16 protein-coding genes are annotated in these 20,779 nt (G+C 69.2%); 9 read left to right on the top strand and 7 right to left on the bottom strand.

Features of this window, described 5'->3' with window-relative positions; genetic code table 11:
* The first annotated feature begins 11 nt into the window (after positions 1-11).
* Positions 12-464, top strand: coding sequence for an Lrp/AsnC family transcriptional regulator (locus ACWCPQ_RS28330; protein ID WP_449904487.1), 453 nt, complete (start codon positions 12-14; stop codon positions 462-464).
* An 85-nt stretch (positions 465-549) separates the two neighbouring features.
* Positions 550-1,908 (top strand): L-lysine 6-transaminase, encoded by a 1,359-nt coding sequence (gene lat / locus ACWCPQ_RS28325; protein ID WP_449904485.1) that lies wholly within the window; start codon positions 550-552, stop codon positions 1,906-1,908.
* A 19-nt stretch (positions 1,909-1,927) separates the two neighbouring features.
* Here the strand turns inward: lat and ACWCPQ_RS28320 are convergent, their stop codons facing one another.
* Positions 1,928-2,272, bottom strand: coding sequence for a hypothetical protein (locus ACWCPQ_RS28320; protein ID WP_449904569.1), 345 nt, complete (start codon positions 2,270-2,272; stop codon positions 1,928-1,930).
* A 263-nt stretch (positions 2,273-2,535) separates the two neighbouring features.
* Here ACWCPQ_RS28320 and ACWCPQ_RS28315 point away from each other — a divergent pair, with 263 nt between their 5' ends.
* On the top strand, positions 2,536-4,296 hold the full coding sequence (locus ACWCPQ_RS28315; protein WP_449904483.1) for a serine/threonine-protein kinase: 1,761 nt from the start codon (positions 2,536-2,538) through the stop codon (positions 4,294-4,296).
* An 11-nt stretch (positions 4,297-4,307) separates the two neighbouring features.
* Here ACWCPQ_RS28315 and ACWCPQ_RS28310 read toward each other — a convergent pair whose 3' ends face one another.
* A complete protein-coding gene (locus ACWCPQ_RS28310; protein ID WP_449904481.1) occupies positions 4,308-4,859 on the bottom strand; it encodes a histidine phosphatase family protein in 552 nt (183 codons plus the stop codon).
* A 103-nt stretch (positions 4,860-4,962) separates the two neighbouring features.
* Between ACWCPQ_RS28310 and vapB the strand changes: the two genes are divergently transcribed.
* From vapB to ACWCPQ_RS28290, 4 genes are all read left to right on the top strand, one after another.
* On the top strand, positions 4,963-5,241 hold the full coding sequence (gene vapB / locus ACWCPQ_RS28305) for a type II toxin-antitoxin system VapB family antitoxin (protein ID WP_449904479.1): 279 nt from the start codon (positions 4,963-4,965) through the stop codon (positions 5,239-5,241).
* Between the two features lie 85 nt (positions 5,242-5,326).
* Positions 5,327-9,877, top strand: coding sequence for an ATP-dependent helicase (locus tag ACWCPQ_RS28300; protein WP_449904478.1), 4,551 nt, complete (start codon positions 5,327-5,329; stop codon positions 9,875-9,877).
* 104 nt (positions 9,878-9,981) lie between these two features.
* Positions 9,982-10,761 (top strand): DNA-formamidopyrimidine glycosylase family protein, encoded by a 780-nt coding sequence (locus ACWCPQ_RS28295; RefSeq protein WP_449904476.1) that lies wholly within the window; start codon positions 9,982-9,984, stop codon positions 10,759-10,761.
* A 113-nt stretch (positions 10,762-10,874) separates the two neighbouring features.
* Positions 10,875-11,063 (top strand): hypothetical protein, encoded by a 189-nt coding sequence (locus tag ACWCPQ_RS28290; RefSeq protein WP_449904474.1) that lies wholly within the window; start codon positions 10,875-10,877, stop codon positions 11,061-11,063.
* A 31-nt stretch (positions 11,064-11,094) separates the two neighbouring features.
* Here the strand turns inward: ACWCPQ_RS28290 and ACWCPQ_RS28285 are convergent, their stop codons facing one another.
* Positions 11,095-12,828, bottom strand: coding sequence for a glycerol-3-phosphate dehydrogenase/oxidase (locus ACWCPQ_RS28285; RefSeq protein ID WP_449904472.1), 1,734 nt, complete (start codon positions 12,826-12,828; stop codon positions 11,095-11,097).
* Between the two features lie 404 nt (positions 12,829-13,232).
* Between ACWCPQ_RS28285 and glpK the strand changes: the two genes are divergently transcribed.
* Entirely contained in the window at positions 13,233-14,729 is a 1,497-nt protein-coding gene (gene glpK, locus ACWCPQ_RS28280) for a glycerol kinase GlpK (RefSeq protein WP_449904470.1), read from the top strand.
* Here the strand turns inward: glpK and ACWCPQ_RS28275 are convergent.
* The 4 genes from ACWCPQ_RS28275 to ACWCPQ_RS28260 form a co-directional block, all read right to left on the bottom strand.
* A complete protein-coding gene (locus ACWCPQ_RS28275; protein WP_449904468.1) occupies positions 14,711-15,916 on the bottom strand; it encodes an aminotransferase-like domain-containing protein in 1,206 nt (401 codons plus the stop codon). The genes glpK and ACWCPQ_RS28275 overlap by 19 nt on opposite strands.
* 84 nt (positions 15,917-16,000) lie before the next feature.
* Entirely contained in the window at positions 16,001-17,095 is a 1,095-nt protein-coding gene (locus tag ACWCPQ_RS28270; protein ID WP_449904466.1) for a hypothetical protein, read from the bottom strand.
* 73 nt (positions 17,096-17,168) lie between these two features.
* Complete coding sequence (locus ACWCPQ_RS28265; protein ID WP_449904464.1) at positions 17,169-18,200, bottom strand: hypothetical protein; 1,032 nt, start codon at positions 18,198-18,200, stop codon at positions 17,169-17,171.
* A 296-nt stretch (positions 18,201-18,496) separates the two neighbouring features.
* Positions 18,497-19,900 (bottom strand): NAD(P)H-quinone dehydrogenase, encoded by a 1,404-nt coding sequence (locus ACWCPQ_RS28260; RefSeq protein WP_449904462.1) that lies wholly within the window; start codon positions 19,898-19,900, stop codon positions 18,497-18,499.
* A 244-nt stretch (positions 19,901-20,144) separates the two neighbouring features.
* On the opposite strand from ACWCPQ_RS28260, the gene ACWCPQ_RS28255 reads away from it, so the two are divergent.
* Positions 20,145-20,624 (top strand): gamma-glutamylcyclotransferase, encoded by a 480-nt coding sequence (locus ACWCPQ_RS28255; protein WP_039822672.1) that lies wholly within the window; start codon positions 20,145-20,147, stop codon positions 20,622-20,624.
* Positions 20,625-20,779 lie beyond the last annotated feature (155 nt).

Below are 20,779 nucleotides of genomic sequence, written 5' to 3'. Positions count from 1 at the left end.
AGCCTTCGCTGATGGCGGAAACACCGGCAAAACCATCCCTGGACGAGATCGATCGCCTGCTGATCCGGGAACTGATGGCCGATGGACGGGCGACACTGTCCAATCTGGCCGAGAAGGCGAGTCTTTCGGTATCCGCCGTGCAGTCACGGGTGCGCAGGCTCGAGGCGCGCGGCGTGATCCGTGGTTACACCGCGAACGTCGACCCCGAGGCACTGGGACAGCTCCTGTCGGCATATGTGGCGATCACTCCTCTCGATCCCTCCCAGCCCGACGATGCTCCGGCGGCACTGCAGAATATGCCCGGTATCGAGGCCTGCCATTCGGTGGCGGGCGACGAGAGCTACATCCTGCTGGTCCGGGTGGCCTCACCGCGGCATCTGGAACAGTTGCTGCAGCAGATCCGGGCGACGGCCAATGTCCGAACCCGGAGCACCATAATCCTGCAGACATTCTACGAAAAGTAGTCGATACCGTAACAAATCCCTTTAGTTACGCACTTGTCAGAAAATCTTCCTGACAAGCCGGTGTCGGGTCCCGTACCGTCGGAGTGTGACCATCGAACTGGAGCACTCCGGCACGGACGGTGGCAGAACCAACGGCCGCGTCCCCGCTTCCCGCGTCTTCGAGACGCTGTCGGCCAATATGCTGACCGACGGTTTCGATCTGGTACTCGACCTACGCGCCTCCCACGGCCGGCACCTGGTGGACGCGCGCGACGGCACCGACTACCTCGACATGTTCGGTTTCTTCGCCTCCAGCGCCCTGGGCATGAACCATCCGGCGCTGGCCGAGGACGCCGGCTTCCGCGCCGAATTGCTCACGGCCGCAGTGAACAAGCCGAGCAACTCCGATATCTACACGGTCGAGATGGCGCGCTTCGTAGAGACCTTCGTCCGCGTCCTCGGCGACCCCCGGCTGCCGCACCTGTTCTTCATCGACGGCGGCGCCCTCGCGGTGGAGAACGCGCTCAAGACCGCCTTCGACTGGAAGAGCCGACACAACGAGATGAACGGGCGCACAACGCCTCCCGGTACCGGGCTCGGCGTCCTGCACCTGACCGGCGCGTTCCACGGGCGCAGCGGATACACCCTGTCGCTGACCAATACCGACCCGGTCAAAACCGATCGGTTCCCGGCCTTCGATTGGCCACGGATCGAAACGCCCTGCCTCGGAACCGGTATCGATATCGAAGCGGCGGAGCGGCGCGCGCTCGACCAGGCCGTCCGGGCGTTCGCCGACCGACCCGGCGGCATAGCCTGTTTCATCACCGAACCGATCCAGGGCGAGGGCGGCGACCGTCATATGCGGCCGCAGTTCCTGCGGGCCGTCCAAGAGCTGTGCCACGCCAACGACGCGCTGTTCATCGTCGACGAGGTACAGACCGGCGTCGGAATGACCGGAAGCACCTGGGCCTACCGGCAACTCGGGCTGGCACCGGATGTGGTGGCATTCGGGAAGAAGACCCAGGTGTGCGGGATCATGGCCGGTGGCCGGGTGGACGAGGTCGGCGACAATGTGTTCGCGGTGTCCTCACGCCTGAACTCCACCTGGGGTGGCAATCTCGCCGATATGGTGCGGGCGACCCGGATTCTCGAAGTGATCGAACGTGACGGACTGGTCGACCGGGCCGCCGAACTGGGCCGGCTGCTGCTGGATCTGCTGCGCGAACTCGCCGACCGGCATTCCGCGGTCACCGAACCGCGCGGCCGGGGACTCATGTGCGCTGTCACACTGCCCGACAGCGCTTTCCGGGATGCGGTGCTCACCGCTCTGCGCGAGCGCGAACGGGTGCTGATGATCGGCACCGGCGAACGCGCCATCCGGTTCCGGCCGCCGCTCACCGTGGAACCCGACGAACTGACCGCTGCGGTGGCCGCACTGGACCGGGTACTCACCGCCCTCCGCTGACCGATCCCACCCGAAGCCGTCAGCCCGGGTCGGGACGCAGGCCCAGCGCGCCCTCGGCGAACCGGCGTACCGCCGTCGCCGCCACTGCCAGCGCCGCACCGTGGCCGGGACGGGCCCAGCCCTCGACCGCGGCGGTCCCGTCCGGGCGCGGGGTCACACCGATCTCGGCCACCAGTTCGGCGGTGGTCGGTTCGCATACCGCCCAGGAGAAATGGGATTCGTCGGCCCACTGCGCGGCCCGGCGGGTCACATGATCGGGATCGGTGATCCCGCCCGCGGCCAGGGCCGGCCGGTCGTCGATCCGCTCGTCCGCCCGCAGGGCACGCAGATACCATGCGCCTGCGTTGATCTCGATCGCCTCCACTCGACCACCCTGGCACAGCCCGACGGCAGCTCTCATATCCGGCTTCCGGGGCACCGTCGCGTGGCGACCGGTGCGGTCACACCGGTCCGCCCCGACCGGCCGGGCCAGGGGTGACTCCGCCCGGCCCGGTACCCGGATGTGGATCACCGATGGGCTTCACCGGCCGCGCCCATTAGGGTCGGGGTACAGTCCGGCCCCGGGCGGGTCCCGGACCACCGCGACCGCCCGGACCGCGGGCCGGCGGTGACTGGGAAGGGTGCGTTATGACCGGGCAGCGATTGGGCCGTTACCGGCTCGAGCGGTTGCTCGGCCAGGGCGGGATGGGCCAGGTGTGGCTCGCCCACGCCGACCCGGCCGACGGCCGTCCGGGCGGGCGGGTCGCCTTGAAGCTGCTGCCCGGCGAACTCGCCGCGGACCCGATCTTTCGGAGACGGTTCGAACGCGAGGCCGAACTCGTCGCGCGCCTGCACGACAGCCATATCGTGCCCATCCACGCACACGGCACGCTGGACGGCCGGCTGTTCATCGAGATGGAATACGTCGAAGGCGACGATCTCGGCCGGATCCTCCGGACCGGCGGGGCCCTGCCACCCGCCCGCGCCATCGATATCGTCACGCAGACCGCGGCCGCCCTGGATGCCGCGCATCGGGCCGGATCGGTACACCGCGATGTGAAACCGTCCAATATCGTGGTCCGGCGCGACGGTTTCGCCTACCTCATCGATTTCGGTATCGCCCGCGGCGCCGACAGCCCGGCCCTCACGGCATCGAACATGACGGTCGGCACCTGGGCCTATATGGCTCCCGAACGGTTCACCGGGCATACCGACGCCCGCGCCGATATCTACTCGCTCGGTTGTGTGCTCTACGAATGCCTGGCCGGTGTCCGCCCGTTCGGCGAAACCGATCCGGCCCGGCAGATGCACGACCATCTCACGACCAGTCCGCCCAGTGTGCGCGCTCTGGTTCCTGGGATTCCGGTGGAACTGGACCGGGTCGTCGCACGCGCGATGGCGAAGGAACCCGGTGATCGCTATCAGAGCGCCGGGGAGTTCGCGCGGGCCGCCACAGCGGCGCTGACGGGGGCCGCGACCGTTGCCGACCCGGCCGAACACCCGGGAACCCGCCACTACGAATTGGACGACCGGCCCGACGCACCCGCCGCCCGGCCGGGAACCCGCGCCTATACCGAACACCGCCCCGGCGAGCCGGTGCCGCCCCACACCTACCGGCCGACCCGGTCCTACACCGGACACGCACCGGCCGGGGCGCCGCATCCGCCCTCGTACCCACAGACGCGTGCGTACACCCGCCTGGAGACAGGAATGCGGCCGGGCCACGACGGCAGCCCCGCGCCGGCCGCCGGACCCGCACCGCACAGCCGCACCGCCCGTCCGATCGCCCCGTCCCGCCCCGCACCCCACTATCCGGGACCGCCGCCCGGTCGCCCCGCCCAGCGCACCGGTGCGGGAAAACCGCGGCGCCGCAAGAGCAGATTGCGCCGGCTGCTGCTGTGGCTGATCGTGCTCGTGGTGGTGCCGCTGCTGCTGATCGGCGGCTGTGTGGCCGCACTGTTCGAAGGCGCCGGGTCGATCCGGTTCTTCAGCGGTGACAACGGGCCGGCGAGCGCGACCGTCGCCGAGGCGGGCGCCCCGGTCCGGGACGGCAGTTTCGAGTTCACGGTGCTGAATGTGGAGTCCGGGGTCGGCGCCGTCGGTATCGAACGCGCCGAGGGAACCTTCGTGGTGGTGAGTTTCACCGTCCGCAATATCGCGGACCAGACGAAGACCTATCTGCCACTCGGTCAGGAACTCAACGATAGCGCCGGCGCGAAATACGGCCCGGATATCACCGCGACCGCACAGCGTGCGGCAGCCGCGGCCGCGCCGCGCAACCTGGCGCCGGGCGAATCGCTGGGCACCCACCTGGTCTACGGCGTACCGGCCGGATCGGCGCCGGCGAGCATCACCTTCCGGGATTTCCCGCTGTCCTTCGGCACCACGGTCGCCGTGAACGCGCAGTAGCCACGGACCGATCAGTTCAGCCGCAGCGTCCACGCGGTGCGATGGTGCAACCGGACCCGCGCGCCCGGTGCCACATCGAATCGCCAGAACGACTCCGGTGCCGCCCCCAGCGCGACGACCAGTACGGCCCGGATCACCGCCGGATGCGTCACCGCGACCGTACGCGGCCGTGCCGCGCCGACCACCTCGTCCAACCAGCCGCGGGCCCGTTCGATCAGGTCCAGGATCGACTCGCCACCGTGTTCGCGGTACCCGGGCTCGGTGAGCCAGCGCCCCACTTTCTCCGGCGCCAGCAGGCCCAGTTCCGTACCGCGCCATGTCCCGGCGTCGAGATCGCGTAATCTCGACAGTGGTGCGGCATCCAAGCCCAGCAATCGGGCAGTCTCTCTGGTCCGCCGCTCCGGGCCCGCGAGCACCAGCGCGCCCGCAGGTGGTTCGGCCGCCCGGTCCGCCAGCGCCGCTCGCCCCGCCGGGGTGAGCGGTTCGTCGGCCGGAAACCGCGCCACCCGCGACGCCTCGGTGACGCCGTGGGAGATCAAGTCGAGTTTTCGCACACCAGGCACCGTCGAAGCATAGAAATGCCGGACTGTCACCGGTAGCCGGTTCGCACTTCATCACCGGTTCCCGGCCCCATCGTGCCCCGCTGCCAGCAGGAGGTGATCGAGGATGACAGATATTCTGATCCGCGCCGTTCCCGGTGCGGTCATCGACGAGATCGACCGGCAAGCCAATGGCCTGGGTATTTCCCGTACCGAGTTCCTTCGTCGCAGACTCAGCCGGGAGTTCCGGCCGGTCGGCGGGGTGACCACCGCGGACCTGATCCGGCTGGCCGGACTGATCGGCGAGGAACACACCCCCGATCTGCTCTCCCCCGACCTCGCCGAGACCGAATTCGCCGATCCAGGTCTCACCGGCCCCCATCTGGTCGACGAGGCCCCGGCCTGAACATTCCCGTACCCGGCCGGCCCGGGCCGGCCGGGTACGTTCCGCGTCCGGTCCGGTGTCGGTGCCCCGGTGCACACTGGGACCCGTGACCGAGTTCTCCGCCGCCACCCAGCAGTGGTTCGACGGTGCCTTCCCTGCGCCGACGGCCGCGCAGCTGGGAGCGTGGCAGGCGATCGCGGCCGGTGAGCACACCCTGGTGATCGCGCCGACAGGGTCGGGCAAGACGCTGTCGGCGTTCCTGTGGGCCATCGATCGGCTGGCCACGGACGATCCGGCGGATTCGGGTACCTCGGTGCTCTATGTCTCCCCGCTCAAGGCGCTGGCCGTGGATGTGGAACGAAATCTGCGGGCACCGCTGGTGGGGGTTCGGCAGACCGCGCGCCGCCTCGGTCTGCCGGCACCGGAGATCAGCGTCGGCGTGCGCTCCGGTGACACCACCGCAGCGGAGCGCCGCCGACTCCAGCGCACCCCGCCCGATATCCTCATCACCACGCCGGAATCGCTGTTCCTGATGCTCACCTCCGCGGCCCGGGACACACTGCGTACCGTCCGCACCGTCATCGTCGACGAGGTACACGCCATCGCCGGTTCCAAACGGGGGTCGCATCTCGCGCTCTCCCTCGCGCGGCTCGACGGACTCACCGAACGGCCGGCGCAGCGGATCGGGCTTTCCGCGACCGTCCGGCCGCCGGACGAGGTGGGCCGGTTCCTGGTGGGGTCGGCACCGATCACCATCGTCTCCCCGCCCGCGCCGAAAACCTTCGACCTCTCAGTACGGGTCCCGGTGCCGGATATGACCGAGCCGGGCGATTCGGACCAGCCCGGATCGCTGTGGCCGCATGTGGACGAGGCGATCGTCGAACTCGTCCTCGACCACCGCTCCTCGATCGTCTTCGCCAATTCGCGCCGGCTCGCCGAACGCTTGACCGCGCGGCTGAACGAAACCTATGCGGAGCGACTCGGTGCGTCCGTCGATACGACCCACGCCCCGCCGGCCCAGCTCGGGCCGTCGACCGAAGTCGTCCACGGCGCCGAACCGTTGCTGGCCCGCGCCCATCACGGCTCGGTGAGCAAGGAGCAGCGGGCCCTCATCGAAGACGACCTCAAGAGCGGCCGGCTGCGCTGCGTGGTGGCCACCAGCAGCCTCGAACTCGGTATCGATATGGGAGCGGTGGATCTGGTGGTCCAGGTCGAGGCCCCGCCCTCGGTCGCGAGCGGGCTCCAGCGCATCGGCCGGGCCGGGCACCAGGTGGGTGAGATATCGCGAGGCGTCCTGTTCCCCAAACACCGCACCGATGTGGTGCACTGCGCGGTGGCGGCCCAGCGGATGCTGTCCGGGCAGATCGAAGCCCTGAAGATACCCGCGCATCCGCTCGATATCCTCGCCCAGCAGACTGTCGCGGCCTGCGCACTGGACACACTGGATGTCGACGCCTGGTTCGATACGGTGCGCGGCACCGGCAGTTACGCGTCATTGCCCCGTTCCTCCTACGAGGCGGTACTCGATCTGCTGGCGGGCCGATACCCCTCCGACGAATTCGCCGAACTGCGGCCACGTCTGGTGTGGGATCGCGACGCCGGCACCCTCACCGGCCGTCCCGGCGCCCAGCGACTGGCGGTGACCTCGGGCGGCGCGATACCCGACCGGGGCATGTTCGCGGTGTACATGGTCGGTGAGAAGGCCTCGCGAGTAGGCGAACTCGACGAGGAGATGGTCTACGAATCCAGGGTCGGGGATGTTTTCGCCCTGGGCGCCACGAGCTGGCGGATCGAGGACATCACCTACGACCGCGTACTGGTGACACCCGCGTTCGGACAGCCCGGGCGATTGCCGTTCTGGCACGGTGACTCCCTCGGGCGCCCGGCCGAACTCGGTGCCGCGCTGGGCGAATTCGTCCGGCGTGCCGGTTCGCAGACCTCGCCCGCGGCCCTGACCGAACAGACCAGCGCCGCCGGACTGGACGAGAACGCCACCGCCAATCTTTCGGCACTGCTGGAGGATCAGCGCACCGCGACCGGTCGGCTGCCCACCGACCGGACCCTGGTGGTCGAACGTTTCCGGGACGAGCTGGGCGACTGGCGACTGGTCCTGCATTCGCCCTACGGCCTGCCGGTGCATGCGGCCTGGGCGCTGGCCGTGGGGGCCCGGCTGCGGGAACGTTTCGGAGTCGACGCCGCCCCGAACGCCTCCGACGACGGCATCGTGGTGCGGCTCCCCGACACCACCGACGAACCGCCGGGCGCCGAACTGTTCGTCTTCGAACCGGACGAGATCGACGAACTGGTCACCGAACAGGTCGGTGGGTCGGCTCTGTTCGCTTCCCGTTTCCGGGAGTGCGCCGCCCGCGCCCTGTTGCTGCCACGCCGCGACCCCGGCCGCCGCGCACCGCTGTGGCAGCAGCGCCAGCGGTCCGCCCAATTGCTCGATGTGGCCAGGAAATTCCCGGAGTTCCCGATCCTGCTGGAAACGGTTCGCGAATGCCTGCGCGATGTCTACGACCTGCCCGCGCTGCGGGATCTGCTCACCGGGGTGGCACGTCGCCAGGTGCGGCTGGTCGAGGTGGAGACCGCCACCCCGTCACCGTTCGCCGGCGCGCTGCTGTTCGATTACATCGGCCAGTTCATGTACGACGGCGACAGCCCCCTGGCCGAACGCCGGGCCGCGGCCCTGTCCCTGGATTCGGCACTGCTCGCCGAACTCCTCGGCCGGGTCGAACTGCGGGAGCTGCTGGACAGCGAGGTCATCGCCGAAGTCGAAGCGGAACTCCAGCGCCGCACGCCGGACCGGCAGGCGCGGGATATGGAAGGCCTGGCGGATCTGCTGCGGTTGCTCGGGCCGATCACGGCGGCCGAAGCCCGGCAACGCTGCCGGGCCGATCCCACGGACTGGTTCGCCGAACTGGCCGGAGCCCGGCGCGCACTCGAGGTGTCCTATGCGGGCGAGGTGTGGTGGGCCGCGATCGAGGATGCCGCTCGATTACGCGACGCCCTGGGTGTCCCGCTGCCGATCGGCACCCCGGCGGCATTCATCGAACCGGTCGCCGACCCGCTCGGTGATCTGGTCGCCCGATTCGCCCGCACCCACGGGCCGTTCACCACGGAGTCGGTCGCGTACCGCTTCGGGCTGGGTACCGCGGTCGCGGCATCGGCACTGCATCGCCTGGCCACCGAGAAACGGGTGGTCGAAGGCGAGTTCACCCCGGAGACCGGCGGTTCGGAATGGTGCGACGTCCAGGTGTTGCGCCGGTTGCGGCGACGCAGCCTCGCCGCCGCGCGGCACGAGGTCGAACCGGTGTCCACCGGCACCTTCGGACGGTTCCTCCCCGACTGGCAGCACATCGGCACCGGTGAACTGCGCGGTATCGACGGTGTGGCGACCGTGGTGGAACAACTGGCCGGAGTGCCGATTCCGGCGTCCGCGTGGGAATCGCTGGTGCTGCCGGCCCGGGTCCGCGACTACTCACCCGCTTTTCTCGACGAGCTCATGGCCACCGGCGAAGTCCGCTGGTCCGGCCACGGCGTCATCAACGCCAAAGACGGCTGGATCGCCCTGCATCCGGCCGACGGGGCTCCTCTCACGCTGCCGCCGGCCGACGAACCCGAGTTCACCGAGGTCCATCTCGCGCTGCTCACCGCCCTCGGCGCCGGGCCCGCGCGCACCGCGCCGGCGGGCCACCTGTCCGACAGCGACCCCACCGCACCGCCGGTCCTGCACAGCGGTGGCGCCTACTTCTTCCGGCAGCTCTCCGATGCGACGGGTCTGCTCGACGACACCGGGGTCGCGGCCGCCCTGTGGGACCTGGTCTGGTCGGGTCTGGTCTCCGGCGACACCTTCGCCCCGGTAAGGGCCCGGCTGTCCGGATCCACCCGGACCCCCACCGCGCACCGGACCCCGCGCCGAGCACCGCGCGGTCGCACGTATCTGCCCCGCCCGGCGATGCCGAGCCGCTCCGGCCCGCCGACCGTGGCCGGTCGCTGGTCGCTGCTGCCCGACCGGGCGACCGACAATACGGTTCGCGCCCACGCCGGCGCCGACCTGCTGCTGGAACGTTACGGTGTCCTCACCAAGGGGTCGGTGCAGAGCGAGGGTGTACCCGGCGGTTTCGCGCTGCTGTACCGCGTACTCAGCGAATTCGAGGACCGGGGCCGCTGTCGTCGCGGGTACTTCGTCGATTCACTCGGCGGCGCCCAGTTCTCCACCACCGATGTGGTGGACCGGCTGCGTTCCTTCGACGGCGACCGCCGGTCCACGGGCGCGGCACTGGCACTCGCGGCCTGCGATCCGGCCAACCCCTACGGTGCCGCCCTGCCCTGGCCCAAAACCGAGGGCGGGGCCGGCCACCGTCCGGGCCGGAAAGCGGGCGCACTGGTCGTCCTGGTCGACGGCGAACTCGTCCTCTATCTCGAACGCGGCGGTAAAACGTTGCTCACCTGTACCGAAGATCCCGCCGCCCGGCAGGCCGCGGCGGGCGCGCTGGCCGATCTGGTTCGGACCGGGCGGACCGATTCGCTGGTCATCGACCGGGTCGACGGCGAGTCGGTCCACGGCAACACCTTCGCCGCCTTCCTCACCGAAGCCGGTTTCGCCGCGACCCCGCAGGGCCTGCGGCTGCGACGTGCGGTCGGCCGTCCCTAGCCCGGCGACCGCCGAGCACTACAGTGGCGTGAGACCACTCGAGGTGATCGAGACGGTCCACGAACTGCACCTCGAACCCGCGACGCAGAAAGACAGAGTCGCTCATGCCCGAAGGTGATGTCGTGTTCCTCGCCGCCGCGCGCCTGCGGGCCGCGCTCGACGGCGCGACACTGACACGCAGCGACTTCCGGGTGCCCCGGTACGCGACCGTCGATCTGCGCGGCCAGGTGGTGGACAGCGTCGGCAGTTACGGAAAGCATCTGTTCATCCGCACCGAGACGGTCAGCGTGCACACCCATCTGAAGATGGAGGGCACCTGGCGGGTGTTCCACTGCGGCCAGCGCTGGACCAAACCGCGGGTCGCCGCGCGGATCGTCCTGGGTACCGCCGAGGCCGAAGCCGTCGGATTCGACCTCGGCCTGGTGGAGGTACTGCGGCGCAGCGAGGAGCATCGCGCCGTCGAACATCTGGGACCGGATCTGCTGGGGCCCGGCTGGGATCCCACCGAGGCCGTGGACCGGTTGCGCCGGGACCCGGCCCGGCCGATCGGCCTCGCTCTGCTCGATCAGCGCAATCTGGCCGGGATCGGCAATATCTACCGGAGCGAGATCTGCTACCTGCGCCGGGTCCATCCGGCGCTGCCGGTCGGCGAAGTGGGCGACCTACCGGCGCTGGTGCACGAGGCGCACCGGGTGCTGTACCGAGCCGCGCATCAGCCGCCGTGGCGGCCGCTGGCCTACGGCCGGGCTCCCCGCCCCTGCCGGCGGTGCGGGACCTCGCTGCGGGTGGAGATGCTGGGTGAGACCGTACCGGGTTACGACCGCGTCAGCCGACGCGAACGCGGTATCTACTTCTGCCCGAAATGCCAGGTCCAGCCGGTCTGAGCTCGTAGGGTGGCGCATACCGGCCGTCGGCTCCGCTGTGACGGCCGCTATCGGCGCAGTAATGTTCGGCCGCTTTCCGACGACACACGGGTACCGCACTGGAAGCAGGTCCCATGAACACCCGAACCGTCCACTTGACCGCCGTCACCGGCAAGGTGCTCTCCGCGGTGCTGGCAATAGTGGCCACCGCGATGTTCTGCTATTTCCTGCTGCATCCCGCCGCGACACCGCAGGCACCGGCACCGGTACCGCTGGGGCCCGCGGCCACCACGGCGCCCGGCCACGCACCCGCCGCGCACTGAACACCCGCCGCGCACTGAACAGCGGACCGGCTCAGCCGTCGGTGGGTACCGGCTCCAGGATCTCCGGCCGCGGTTCGGGTGCGGCGATACGCAGCGCGTCGGCCGAGGCGTCGTCGGGCTGGGTCTGCGAGCGGACCTCGGCGTCCACCCGGGCGAGATAGGTCCGGATCTCCCGATCGGACTCCGTATCGCTCCAGCCGAGCACCGGGGCGATGAGCCCGGCCACCTCTTCGGCGCATTCGGCGCCGCGGTGCGGGTATTCGATGGAGATCCGGGTACGTCGCGCGAGCACATCGTCGAGGTGCAGCGCGCCCTCCGCGGCCGCGGCGTACACCGCTTCCACCCGGAGATAGGACGGCGCCGCAGTGATGGGTTGTCGGAGATCGGGCCGGTCGGCAGCCAACGCCATGACCTCGTCGATCAGCGAACCGTAGCGGTCCAGCAGATGCTTCACCCGGTACGGGTGCACCCCGTACTCCTCGGCCAGCTGGACGGTCTGGTTGACCAGCGCGAAATATCCGTCGGCGCCCAGCAGCGGCACCTTCTCGGTGATCGAGGGCGAGACGCGGGCCGGGATGTCCTGGGCGGCCTCGTCCACCGCGTCGTAGGCCATCACCCGGTAGGTCGTGTATTTTCCGCCCGCGATCGCCACCAGGCCCGGCGCGATCCGCGCCACCGCGTGTTCACGGGAGAGCTTCGAGGTCTCATCGCTCTCTCCGGCCAGCAGTGGCCGCAAGCCCGCGTACACACCGTCGATATCGGCGTGGGTCAGCGGCGTGACCAGTACCTCGTTCACCCGGCCCAGCAGGTAGTCGATATCGGCTTTGGTGGCGGCCGGATGGGCCAGATCGAGATTCCAGTCGGTATCGGTGGTGCCGATGATCCAGTGCGCCCCCCACGGGATCACGAACAGCACCGAGGTGGAGGTCCGCAGTATGATCGCGGCATCGCTGACGATCCGGTCGCGCGGGACGACGATGTGCACGCCCTTGGATGCCCGCACATGGAACCGGCCCCGCTGCTGAGACAGCGCCTGTACCTCGTCGGTCCACACCCCGGCCGCGTTGATCACGACGTGTCCCCGCACCTCACCGGTGGTGCCGTCCTCGCTGTCGCGCACCTGTACGCCGACCACCCGGTCGGCTTCCCGCAGGAACCCGACCACCTGGGTGGACATCCGGATGACCGCCCCGTAATGGGCGGCCGTGCGGGCGACGGTCATGGTGTGCCGGGCATCGTCGACCACCGTGTCGTAGTAGCTGATCCCGCCGATCATCGAGTTGCCGCGCAGTCCCGGGGCCAGTCGCAATGCCCCATGACGGGACAGATGACGCTGTCCCGGAACCGATTTCGCGCCGCCCATGGTGTCGTAGAGGAAAAGTCCCGCCGCGACGTAGGGCCGTTCCCAGGCGCGCCGGGTGAGGGGGTAGAGGAAACGCAGCGGTTTCACCAGGTGCGGCGCCAGACGCGACATGGACAGTTCGCGTTCCTTCAGCGCCTCGCGAACCAGACCGAATTCGAGCTGTTCCAGATACCGCAGACCACCGTGGAACATCTTGGACGAGCGGCTGGAGGTCCCCGAGGCGAGGTCGCGGGCTTCCACCAACGCCACCTTCAGTCCCCGGGTGGCGGCGTCGAGCGCGATTCCGGCTCCGACCACACCGCCGCCCACCACGATCACATCGAAGTGATCCTTGTTCAGACGGTCCCATGCGGCGCGGCGCTGATCGGGTCCGAGAAACTGCGGTCCGGGCTGAATGCTCATCGTCGTCCCTCCCTCGAAGCAGATACATGCCGCCCGCAAAGGCCACAGCGAACGCGAACGCATCGCATCACACAACCTCCCTCGAAGCAGATACATGCCGCCCGCAAAGGCCACAGCGAACGCGAACGCATCGCATCACACAACCTCCCTCGAAGCAGATACATGCGGCCCGCGGAGGCCGCAGCGAAGGCGGAGGTATCGCATCATGCGGATTCGACTCCTCGGTGCGCGATCGGCTGTGGGTTTGCGCGTTCGAAGGCCAGCCTAACGGGCACGGCCGGGCGAAGCCCGGCGACAGCCGGGCGCGGCCGGGCCCGAATCGGAGTATGCCGGGGGAAACCACCGGCGCACGTGACCGGTGCGACACTCGTCACCGATCCGCCGATTTACGTTAGCCTCCTGCCATGCGCTATGTGGCCGCCGTCGACCAGGGCACGACTTCGAGCAGGTGCATCCTGTTCGACCGGCAGGGACAGATCGCGGGCGTGGCCCAGCGTGAGCACGAGCAGATCTTCCCGAAGCCGGGCTGGGTAGAGCACGATCCGGAAACACTGTGGCGCAATACCGAATTCGTACTCGGGGCGGCCCTGGACGAGGCCGGACTCGCCGCCACCGATATCGCGGCGGTCGGGGTCACCAACCAGCGCGAGACCACCGTCGTCTGGGAACGCGACACCGGTCGGCCGATCCACAACGCCATCGTCTGGCAGGACACCCGCACCGACCGCCTGTGCACCGAACTCGCCGGAACCCAGGGCGCGGACCGCTACTCCGACCGTACCGGCCTGCCCCTGTCCACCTATTTCTCCGGCCCCAAAGTGCGCTGGATCCTCGATACAGTGCCGGGAGCCCGGAAGCGCGCCGAGGCGGGCGAACTGTGTTTCGGCACGGTGGACAGCTGGCTGCTGTGGAAGCTGACCGGGCAGCACATCACCGATGTCACCAATGCCTCTCGCACCCTGCTGATGGATCTGCGCACACTCACCTGGGACGAGCGGATCTGCGCGGAGATCGGCGTACCCACCACGATGCTCCCGCAGATCCGCAGTTCCTCGGAGGTCTACGCGGAGATCGGCGCGGGGCCGCTGGCCGGGGTGCCGGTCGCGGGGATTCTCGGCGACCAGCAGGCCGCCGTGTTCGGTCAGGCGTGCCTGGCTCCGGGCGAGGCCAAGAACACCTACGGCACCGGCAACTTCATGCTGCTCAACACCGGTACCACCCCGGTGTTCAGCGAGCACGGCCTCCTCACCACGGTGTGCTATCGGCTCGGTGAGGAGCCGCCGGTGTATGCCCTGGAGGGGTCGATCGCGGTCACCGGTGCACTGGTGCAGTGGTTCCGGGACAATCTCGGCATCATCTCCGCGGCGCCGGAGATCGAAGATCTCGCGCGCTCGGTGGAGGACAACGGCGGCGCCTATATCGTGCCGGCCTTCTCCGGACTGTTCGCGCCCCGCTGGCGGCCCGATGCCCGCGGGGTTGTCGCCGGTCTCACCCGGTTCGTCACCAAGGCCCATCTCGCCCGCGCGATCCTGGAGTCGACCGCTTTCCAGACTCGCGAGGTGATGGACGCCATGCGCGCCGATGCCGAAGCCCGGTCGCTGGATCTGGCGGCGACCGCGCTCAAAGTCGACGGCGGAATGGTCGACAACGATCTGCTCATGCAGTTCCAGGCCGATATCCTCGACCTACCGGTCGTCCGCCCACTGGTCAACGAGACCACGGCGCTCGGTGCCGCGTACGCGGCCGGGCTGGCGGTCGACTACTGGTCGGGCACCGACGATATCCGGGCCAATTGGGCCGCGGACAAGACCTGGACCCCCGCCATGGCCGATACCGAACGCGAATCCCGGCTCCGCGACTGGAACAAGGCGGTCGAACGCACCTACAACTGGGCGGACTGAACCGGCACCCGGGTTTCGGCGGCGCGGGCCAGCCGTCCCATCGCCTCGGCGAGTACATCCGGCGCGGCGGTGGTGAAGCACATCCGCATGGCGTTCGTATAGGGCTTGCTCACCGCGAACGCCCGGCCCGGTACAAAGGCGACTCCGGCGTCGAGGGCGCGCGGCAGCAGTTCGGTGGTGTCGGTGCCGTCGGCGAACTCGGCCCAGACGAACATGCCCCCGGAAGCCGACGAACAGCGCAGGGTGTCGCCGAAATGCTCGCGCGCGGCATCGACCAGAGCGGCGGCGCGTACCGCGTACACACCGCGGACGGTCTCGATATGACCGGCGAGCCAGGTGGTATCGGCGAGCAGTTCGGCGGCGATCTGCTGGGTCAGCGCCGAGCCGCAGAGGTCGGCACCCTGTTTGAGCAGTTCCACCGCGCGGCACACCCGCTCCGGGGCCACCATCCAGCCCACCCGCAAGGTCGGCGCGATGATCTTCGATGCTGACGACAGCCGGATGACCGACCGCGAGTAGGTGGCCACCGGTAGCGGCGCGGGCCGGTCGAACCACAGTTCACCGTACGGATCGTCCTCGATCACCCAGAAGCCGTGTTCTTCGGCCAGCGCCGCGAGTGCCTGCCGGCGTTCCGGGCTCATGGTGACGCCGCCGGGGTTGTGGAAATTGCTCACGGTGTGCACGACGGCCGGTCGTTCCCCACCGGCGATCAGCTCCGCGAGCAGGTCGACCCGCAGGCCCTCGTCGTCCAGCGGCACCGCGACGATCCGCGCACCGGCCGCACGGAACACCTGGAGCGCACCGACATAGGCAGGGTCTTCGACCACCACCAGCGCGCCCGGGTCCAGCAGTACTTCGGCCAGCAGCGACAGCGCCTGCTGCGACCCGTGTGTCACGAAGATCTCGGCGATATCGACCCGGCGGCCGAGCCGGTCCGATTCCCGGCCGGCCAATACCTCACGCAGCGGCCCCCACCCCGGTGACTCGGTGTACTGGAGCGCGGCGCTCTCGCGAAGTGCGGATCCGGCCGCGGCGGCGATCCGCGCGCCGGGCATCAGCTCGGCGTCGGGCAGACCTCCGGCGAGGCTCAGGATATTCGGATCGGCGGTGAGTTTCAGCAGGTCACGAATAGCGGAGCTGGTGAGGCCGGCCAGCTTGCCGGCCAGCGGCGGTTCGTAGTGCGACATGGGGCCTCCGGGGAATTACCGGTAATACCCCAGAATCATCCCACGAATTTTCACCATTTGGCATTGTGATTTCACATACTGGGATCAGCGGCGGTCCGCTATCACCCACAGCACCGTCTTCCCGTCCCTGTCCACCGTGGTCACCGTCTGCTTGTACACGGTCTTCTTCCCGCCGGGCTGCAACTCGGTGAGATCGACGTCGAACGAGGCCGGAGCCCGCTCGGTGATCCGTACACAATGCTCGGTACCGACCGGAATATGCGTCTCGATGGCGTCCTGGATCGTCTCCGCGCTGGAAATGGCGGGCGAATCCGCAGCGACGAACTGACGGGCCCCGACCCCGCTGCGCTCCACATAGAACTGGTGCTGGAATCCGAGAATGGCACCCGCGCCACTGGTCGTATCCCCGACCCCGTCCCCGACGATCACCCCGCCCTCATCGCTCGCCGGGCAACTCGAGGCCGAATCGGCGACCGGAGGCGCCGACGGCTCGTCGTCACCACCGCTGACCTCGACGATCGCCACCCCCACCGCGACCACCGCGACCAGCACCGCGACCGCCGTCACGATCCGGCCGATCGGAATCTTGCGGCGGGGTTTCTTCGACAGCGCACCGGCCACCGACTGCGGGGTGAGCTTCTGCGCGATCGGATCGCTGTCCCAGGACAGACCACCCGCCCGCGGCCGAGCCGAACCCGCGGCCTGATCGGTACCGCCGGGCTGGTTCGGCTGGTTCGGCGAAGGCCAGCGCAGGTCCGGGCCGCTCTGATGACGAACGGTGGCCTGATCCGGCTCCGGCGCCCGCTCGGAAGTATTGCGCGCGGTCGGCTCCGGTGGGATCTGGTGGCGAACCGTGGCGTCCGGATCGGGTGCGCCGGGCGCGGGGCGCGTCACCGAGCGGGAATCGGTGGGAGCCGGACGGTAGACCGGAGCGGAACTCTCCGGTGCCCGATATTGCGGCGCCGGCGGCGGAACCGGCGGCGGTTCCGGCGCGCCGCCAGGCGCCGGCCGCCAGGTCAGCCCGGAATCCTCCGAACGCGCCGTCGGCTTCCAGCCCGGCGCCGGTAGCTCACCCGTAGGCGGACCGAACTCCGATACCGGCGGACCGAAATCGCCGGTGGGGGGTCCGAAATCCGCCCGGTCGGGTTCGCGCTCTCTACCTTCGCCCTCGCCGGTCACAGCCTATCCCTTCCGAGACACGCGGGTGGGGCGGCCGCGCACGACCGCCCCACCCGGCAAGATTTCACTCACGTCAGTACTGGAGTGAACCACCCCACTGGGTATTGACGCCACCGAGGTTGAACGCCTGCTCCGGGTAGTTGCCCGGCGGCAGCAACGGCGGCGGCGGCGGAATCTGGGCCGCGGCGTCCAGGGCCGCTGCGCCGCCCGGCTGCTGCGCGATCCAATGCTCCACGGCAGCCTTCGCCGTGTTCACCGGGGTGGTGTCGACGACAGTGTCGAGCCTGTTGTCCGGCAAACCGTTCCCGCCGGTGAACGTCGAGATATTGATGGTGTTCTCGTCGACGAACTCCACCGAGATACCGGCCTCGCCCGTACCCGTGGGGGTCCGGAAACCCGCGGTACCGACATAGCCGGACTGGTTCGAGAAGTGGTGCGTGTTGGCGAAATGCCCGGGAGCCAGCGAACCACCGTCGAGGGCGGCACCGATCTCCATATGCGGACCCTGCATCTCGACGACCGGCGCCACCGGCGCCTCGTCCAGACTCGGCGCCTGCCACTGCGGGCTCTGCGGCTCGACCAGGGTATCGGTCTGCGGCGCACCCGGCTGCGCGTTCTCGCCGTCGGTATCCGGTGCCACGGCCGGGGCGTCGCCCGGCTTCGCCGGCGGCTGCTGACCCTGCGGCGTATTCGGCGAGATGGCCGGCTGCGCCGGGGCGGGCTGACCCGGCACCGGCAGCGGCGCCACACGCGGGGTGGTGACACCCGGCTGGGTGGGTCCGGTCAGGCCCTGGTCGTTCTCGCCGTCTTTCTTCTCCGGCGTCGTGACGCCGGGCTGGCTCGGGCTCGGCGTGGGGCTGCTCTCCGGCTGCTTTTCGTTGTTCTGCACGCCCGGCTGGCTCGGAGTGGTCTCCGGACCGTTCTGCTGCTGGTTGTTGGTGCCCGGCTGCGAAGGCGCAGGCGCCGGTGTCGTCGGTGTCGCCGGCTGATCGCTCGGAACGGCCCCCGCCGGCGACGCGAAAATGGCCATGGCCGCGGCAGTCGCAAGAGGCAGCGAAGTGCTCGCCACCGCCCGGCCGGCCCGGTTCGGCTTACGATGTTTCACTTTTCGCCCAATCCCTTTCCCGGATGCGGCGCCACCTGCGGCTACACCCAGTTCCGTCTCATTCGAGACACGAACTCCAGCGGGTGACCCGAAGTGGGCCTCGCTGTCCGAGTCCGAAAGGACGAACCCCCCGGCACCAAACCTCGCGACCGCCCGTCGATCGCATCTCTGCCAGGGAAGTGAACCATACTCGAGCAGTTCCGGCAATGTGGCGAAAACTCACCACCGGCAGGAACACTCACGGGTGCCCCACACAGGAAAAAGCGGTGGCGCATCCAGGAACTTCGCGCCTTTTCCTACCCCAAGTCGTCGTGGCGCATGAGCTGGCGGGCGGCCTCCATGACCGAACCGGTGAGCGAGGGGTACACCGAAAAAGTCTGCGCCAGATCGTTGACCGTCAGATTGTTCTGTACCGCCAGCGCGATCGGCAGGATCAGCTCGGAAGCGATCGGGGCGACCACCACCCCGCCGATCACCACTCCCGTCGCCGGGCGGCAGAAGATCTTCACGAAGCCGCGGCGCAATCCCGACATCTTGGCGCGCGGATTGGTGTTGAGCGGCAGCATCACCGTGCGTGCCGGGACCTCGCCGTCGTCGATCGCGGTCTGACTCACGCCCACCGTGGCGATCTCCGGGCGGGTGAACACCGCCGAGGCCACCGTTTTCAGGCGGATCGGGCTGACTCCCTCGCCCAGTGCGTGATACATGGCGATCCGGCCCTGCATGGCGGCCACCGAGGCCAGCGGCAACAGACCCGTGCAGTCGCCCGCGGCGTAGATACCCGGAACGGCGGTCCGTGATACCCGGTCCACCCGCAGATATCCGCCGCGATCGAGCTCGATACCGGCCTGTTCGAGGCCCAGGTCGCCCGTGTTCGGAGTGGAACCCACGGTCATCAGCGCATGCGAGCCCGTGACGGTGCGCCCGTCGGCCAGGGTGACCAGCACCGAATCGCCGGTACGCTCCACCTTGTCGGCGCGGGCGTGCTTCACCAGTTCCACGCCGCGTTCGGCGAAGGCGTCCTCCAGGACCAGCGCGGCGTCGGCGTCCTCACCCGGCAGCACCCGGTCCCGGCTGGACACCAGGATCACCCGCACCCCCATTTCCGTATACGCGGAAACGAATTCGGCGCCGGTCACACCGGACCCGACCACCACCAAGGTCTCCGGCAGCTCGGCCAGATCGTAGAGCTGGCGCCAGTTCAGGATCCGCTCGCCGTCCGGTTCGGCACCGGGCAGTACCCGCGGCGACGCGCCGGTCGCGAGCAGCACCACTTCCGCCTCGACGACCTCCTCGGTCGAATCCGGAAACGACACCACGACCCGATGCGTCGCCCGGCCCGTTCCCGGCCCGGCCAACCGGCCCCGCCCCGGCAGCACCCGCACCCCCGCCGCCTGCAGTTTCGACCGGATATCCGAGGACTGGGCCAATGCCAGCGCCTTCACCCGCTCATTGACCTCCGGCAGCCGCACTTCGGCCTGACTCGGATCGAGTGTGATCCCCAGGTTCCGGGCCCGCCGCAGATCGGTGCGTACACCGGTGGAGGCGATGAAGGTTTTCGACGGCACACAATCCCACAGCACACACGCCCCGCCGATTCCGTCGGAGTCGATGAGCACCACCTGGGCCCCGTGCTGGGCCGCGACCAACGCCGCCTCGTAACCGGCCGGTCCGCCGCCGATGATTGCTATGCGGGTCATACATTCCCCTGTCCTGATCACCCGCGCGCGGCGCGGCAGCTTCGCGGCCCTCGTTCGCCGCGTCCAGCCTAGTAGGTGCTGCTCCGCACAAGGTCATCGGCATTGCGCGCGTGGCCGGAGCGCAATCGGTGACCCGTCCGCCACGGCCGCGCCGGATCGCACATGTGCCGCCGGGAGCACATTCCGGACGGCGATTTACGACGCCCCGTACCGGTACGGGCGACCACACAACTAAGCTGCCGGTGTGCCGATCTACGCTGCCTACGGGTCCAATATGGATTCGACCCAGATGCTCGAGCGCTGTCCGCACTCCCCCATGTCCGGGACGGGCTGGCTGGAGGGCTGGCGCCTCACGTTCAGCGGGGACGATATCGGCTGGGAAGGTCCGCTCGCCACGGTCGTGGAAGAGCCCGGTTCCCGGGTCTTCGTCGTGCTCTACGACGTCTCCCCGGAAGACGAGCAGCGGCTCGACCGTTGGGAGGGTTCCGATTTCGGTATCCACCGCAAGATCCGGCTCCGCGTCACCCCGAGCCCCGGCAGCGGCACCGATCCGATCCTCGCCTGGCTGTACGTCCTCGACGCGTACGAGGGCGGACTCCCCTCCGCCCGTTACATAGGAGTGATGGCCGACGCGGCGGAGAAAGCGGGAGCCCCCGAGGAATACGTGCACGCGCTCCGGACCCGCAACAGCCGCAACGTAGGACCCGGCAACAACTTCAGCTGAGTTGATTTGCCCCGCCTTCGGCGGGGCGGGCTGTGTTTATTGCCCCGCCTTCGGCGGGGCGGGCGGGGCCCTCGTGACCCCGGTTCTTCACTCCGGCGCTCAGTCGCTGCGCTCCTTCGCTCTGTCGCTCCAGAACCGGGGCGGGCCCCGCCTTT

The sequence above is a fragment of the Nocardia sp. NPDC001965 genome (genome assembly GCF_053594175.1).
Note: the sequence above shows the minus strand (reverse complement) of the source record. Positions and strands in the feature narration are given on the sequence as shown.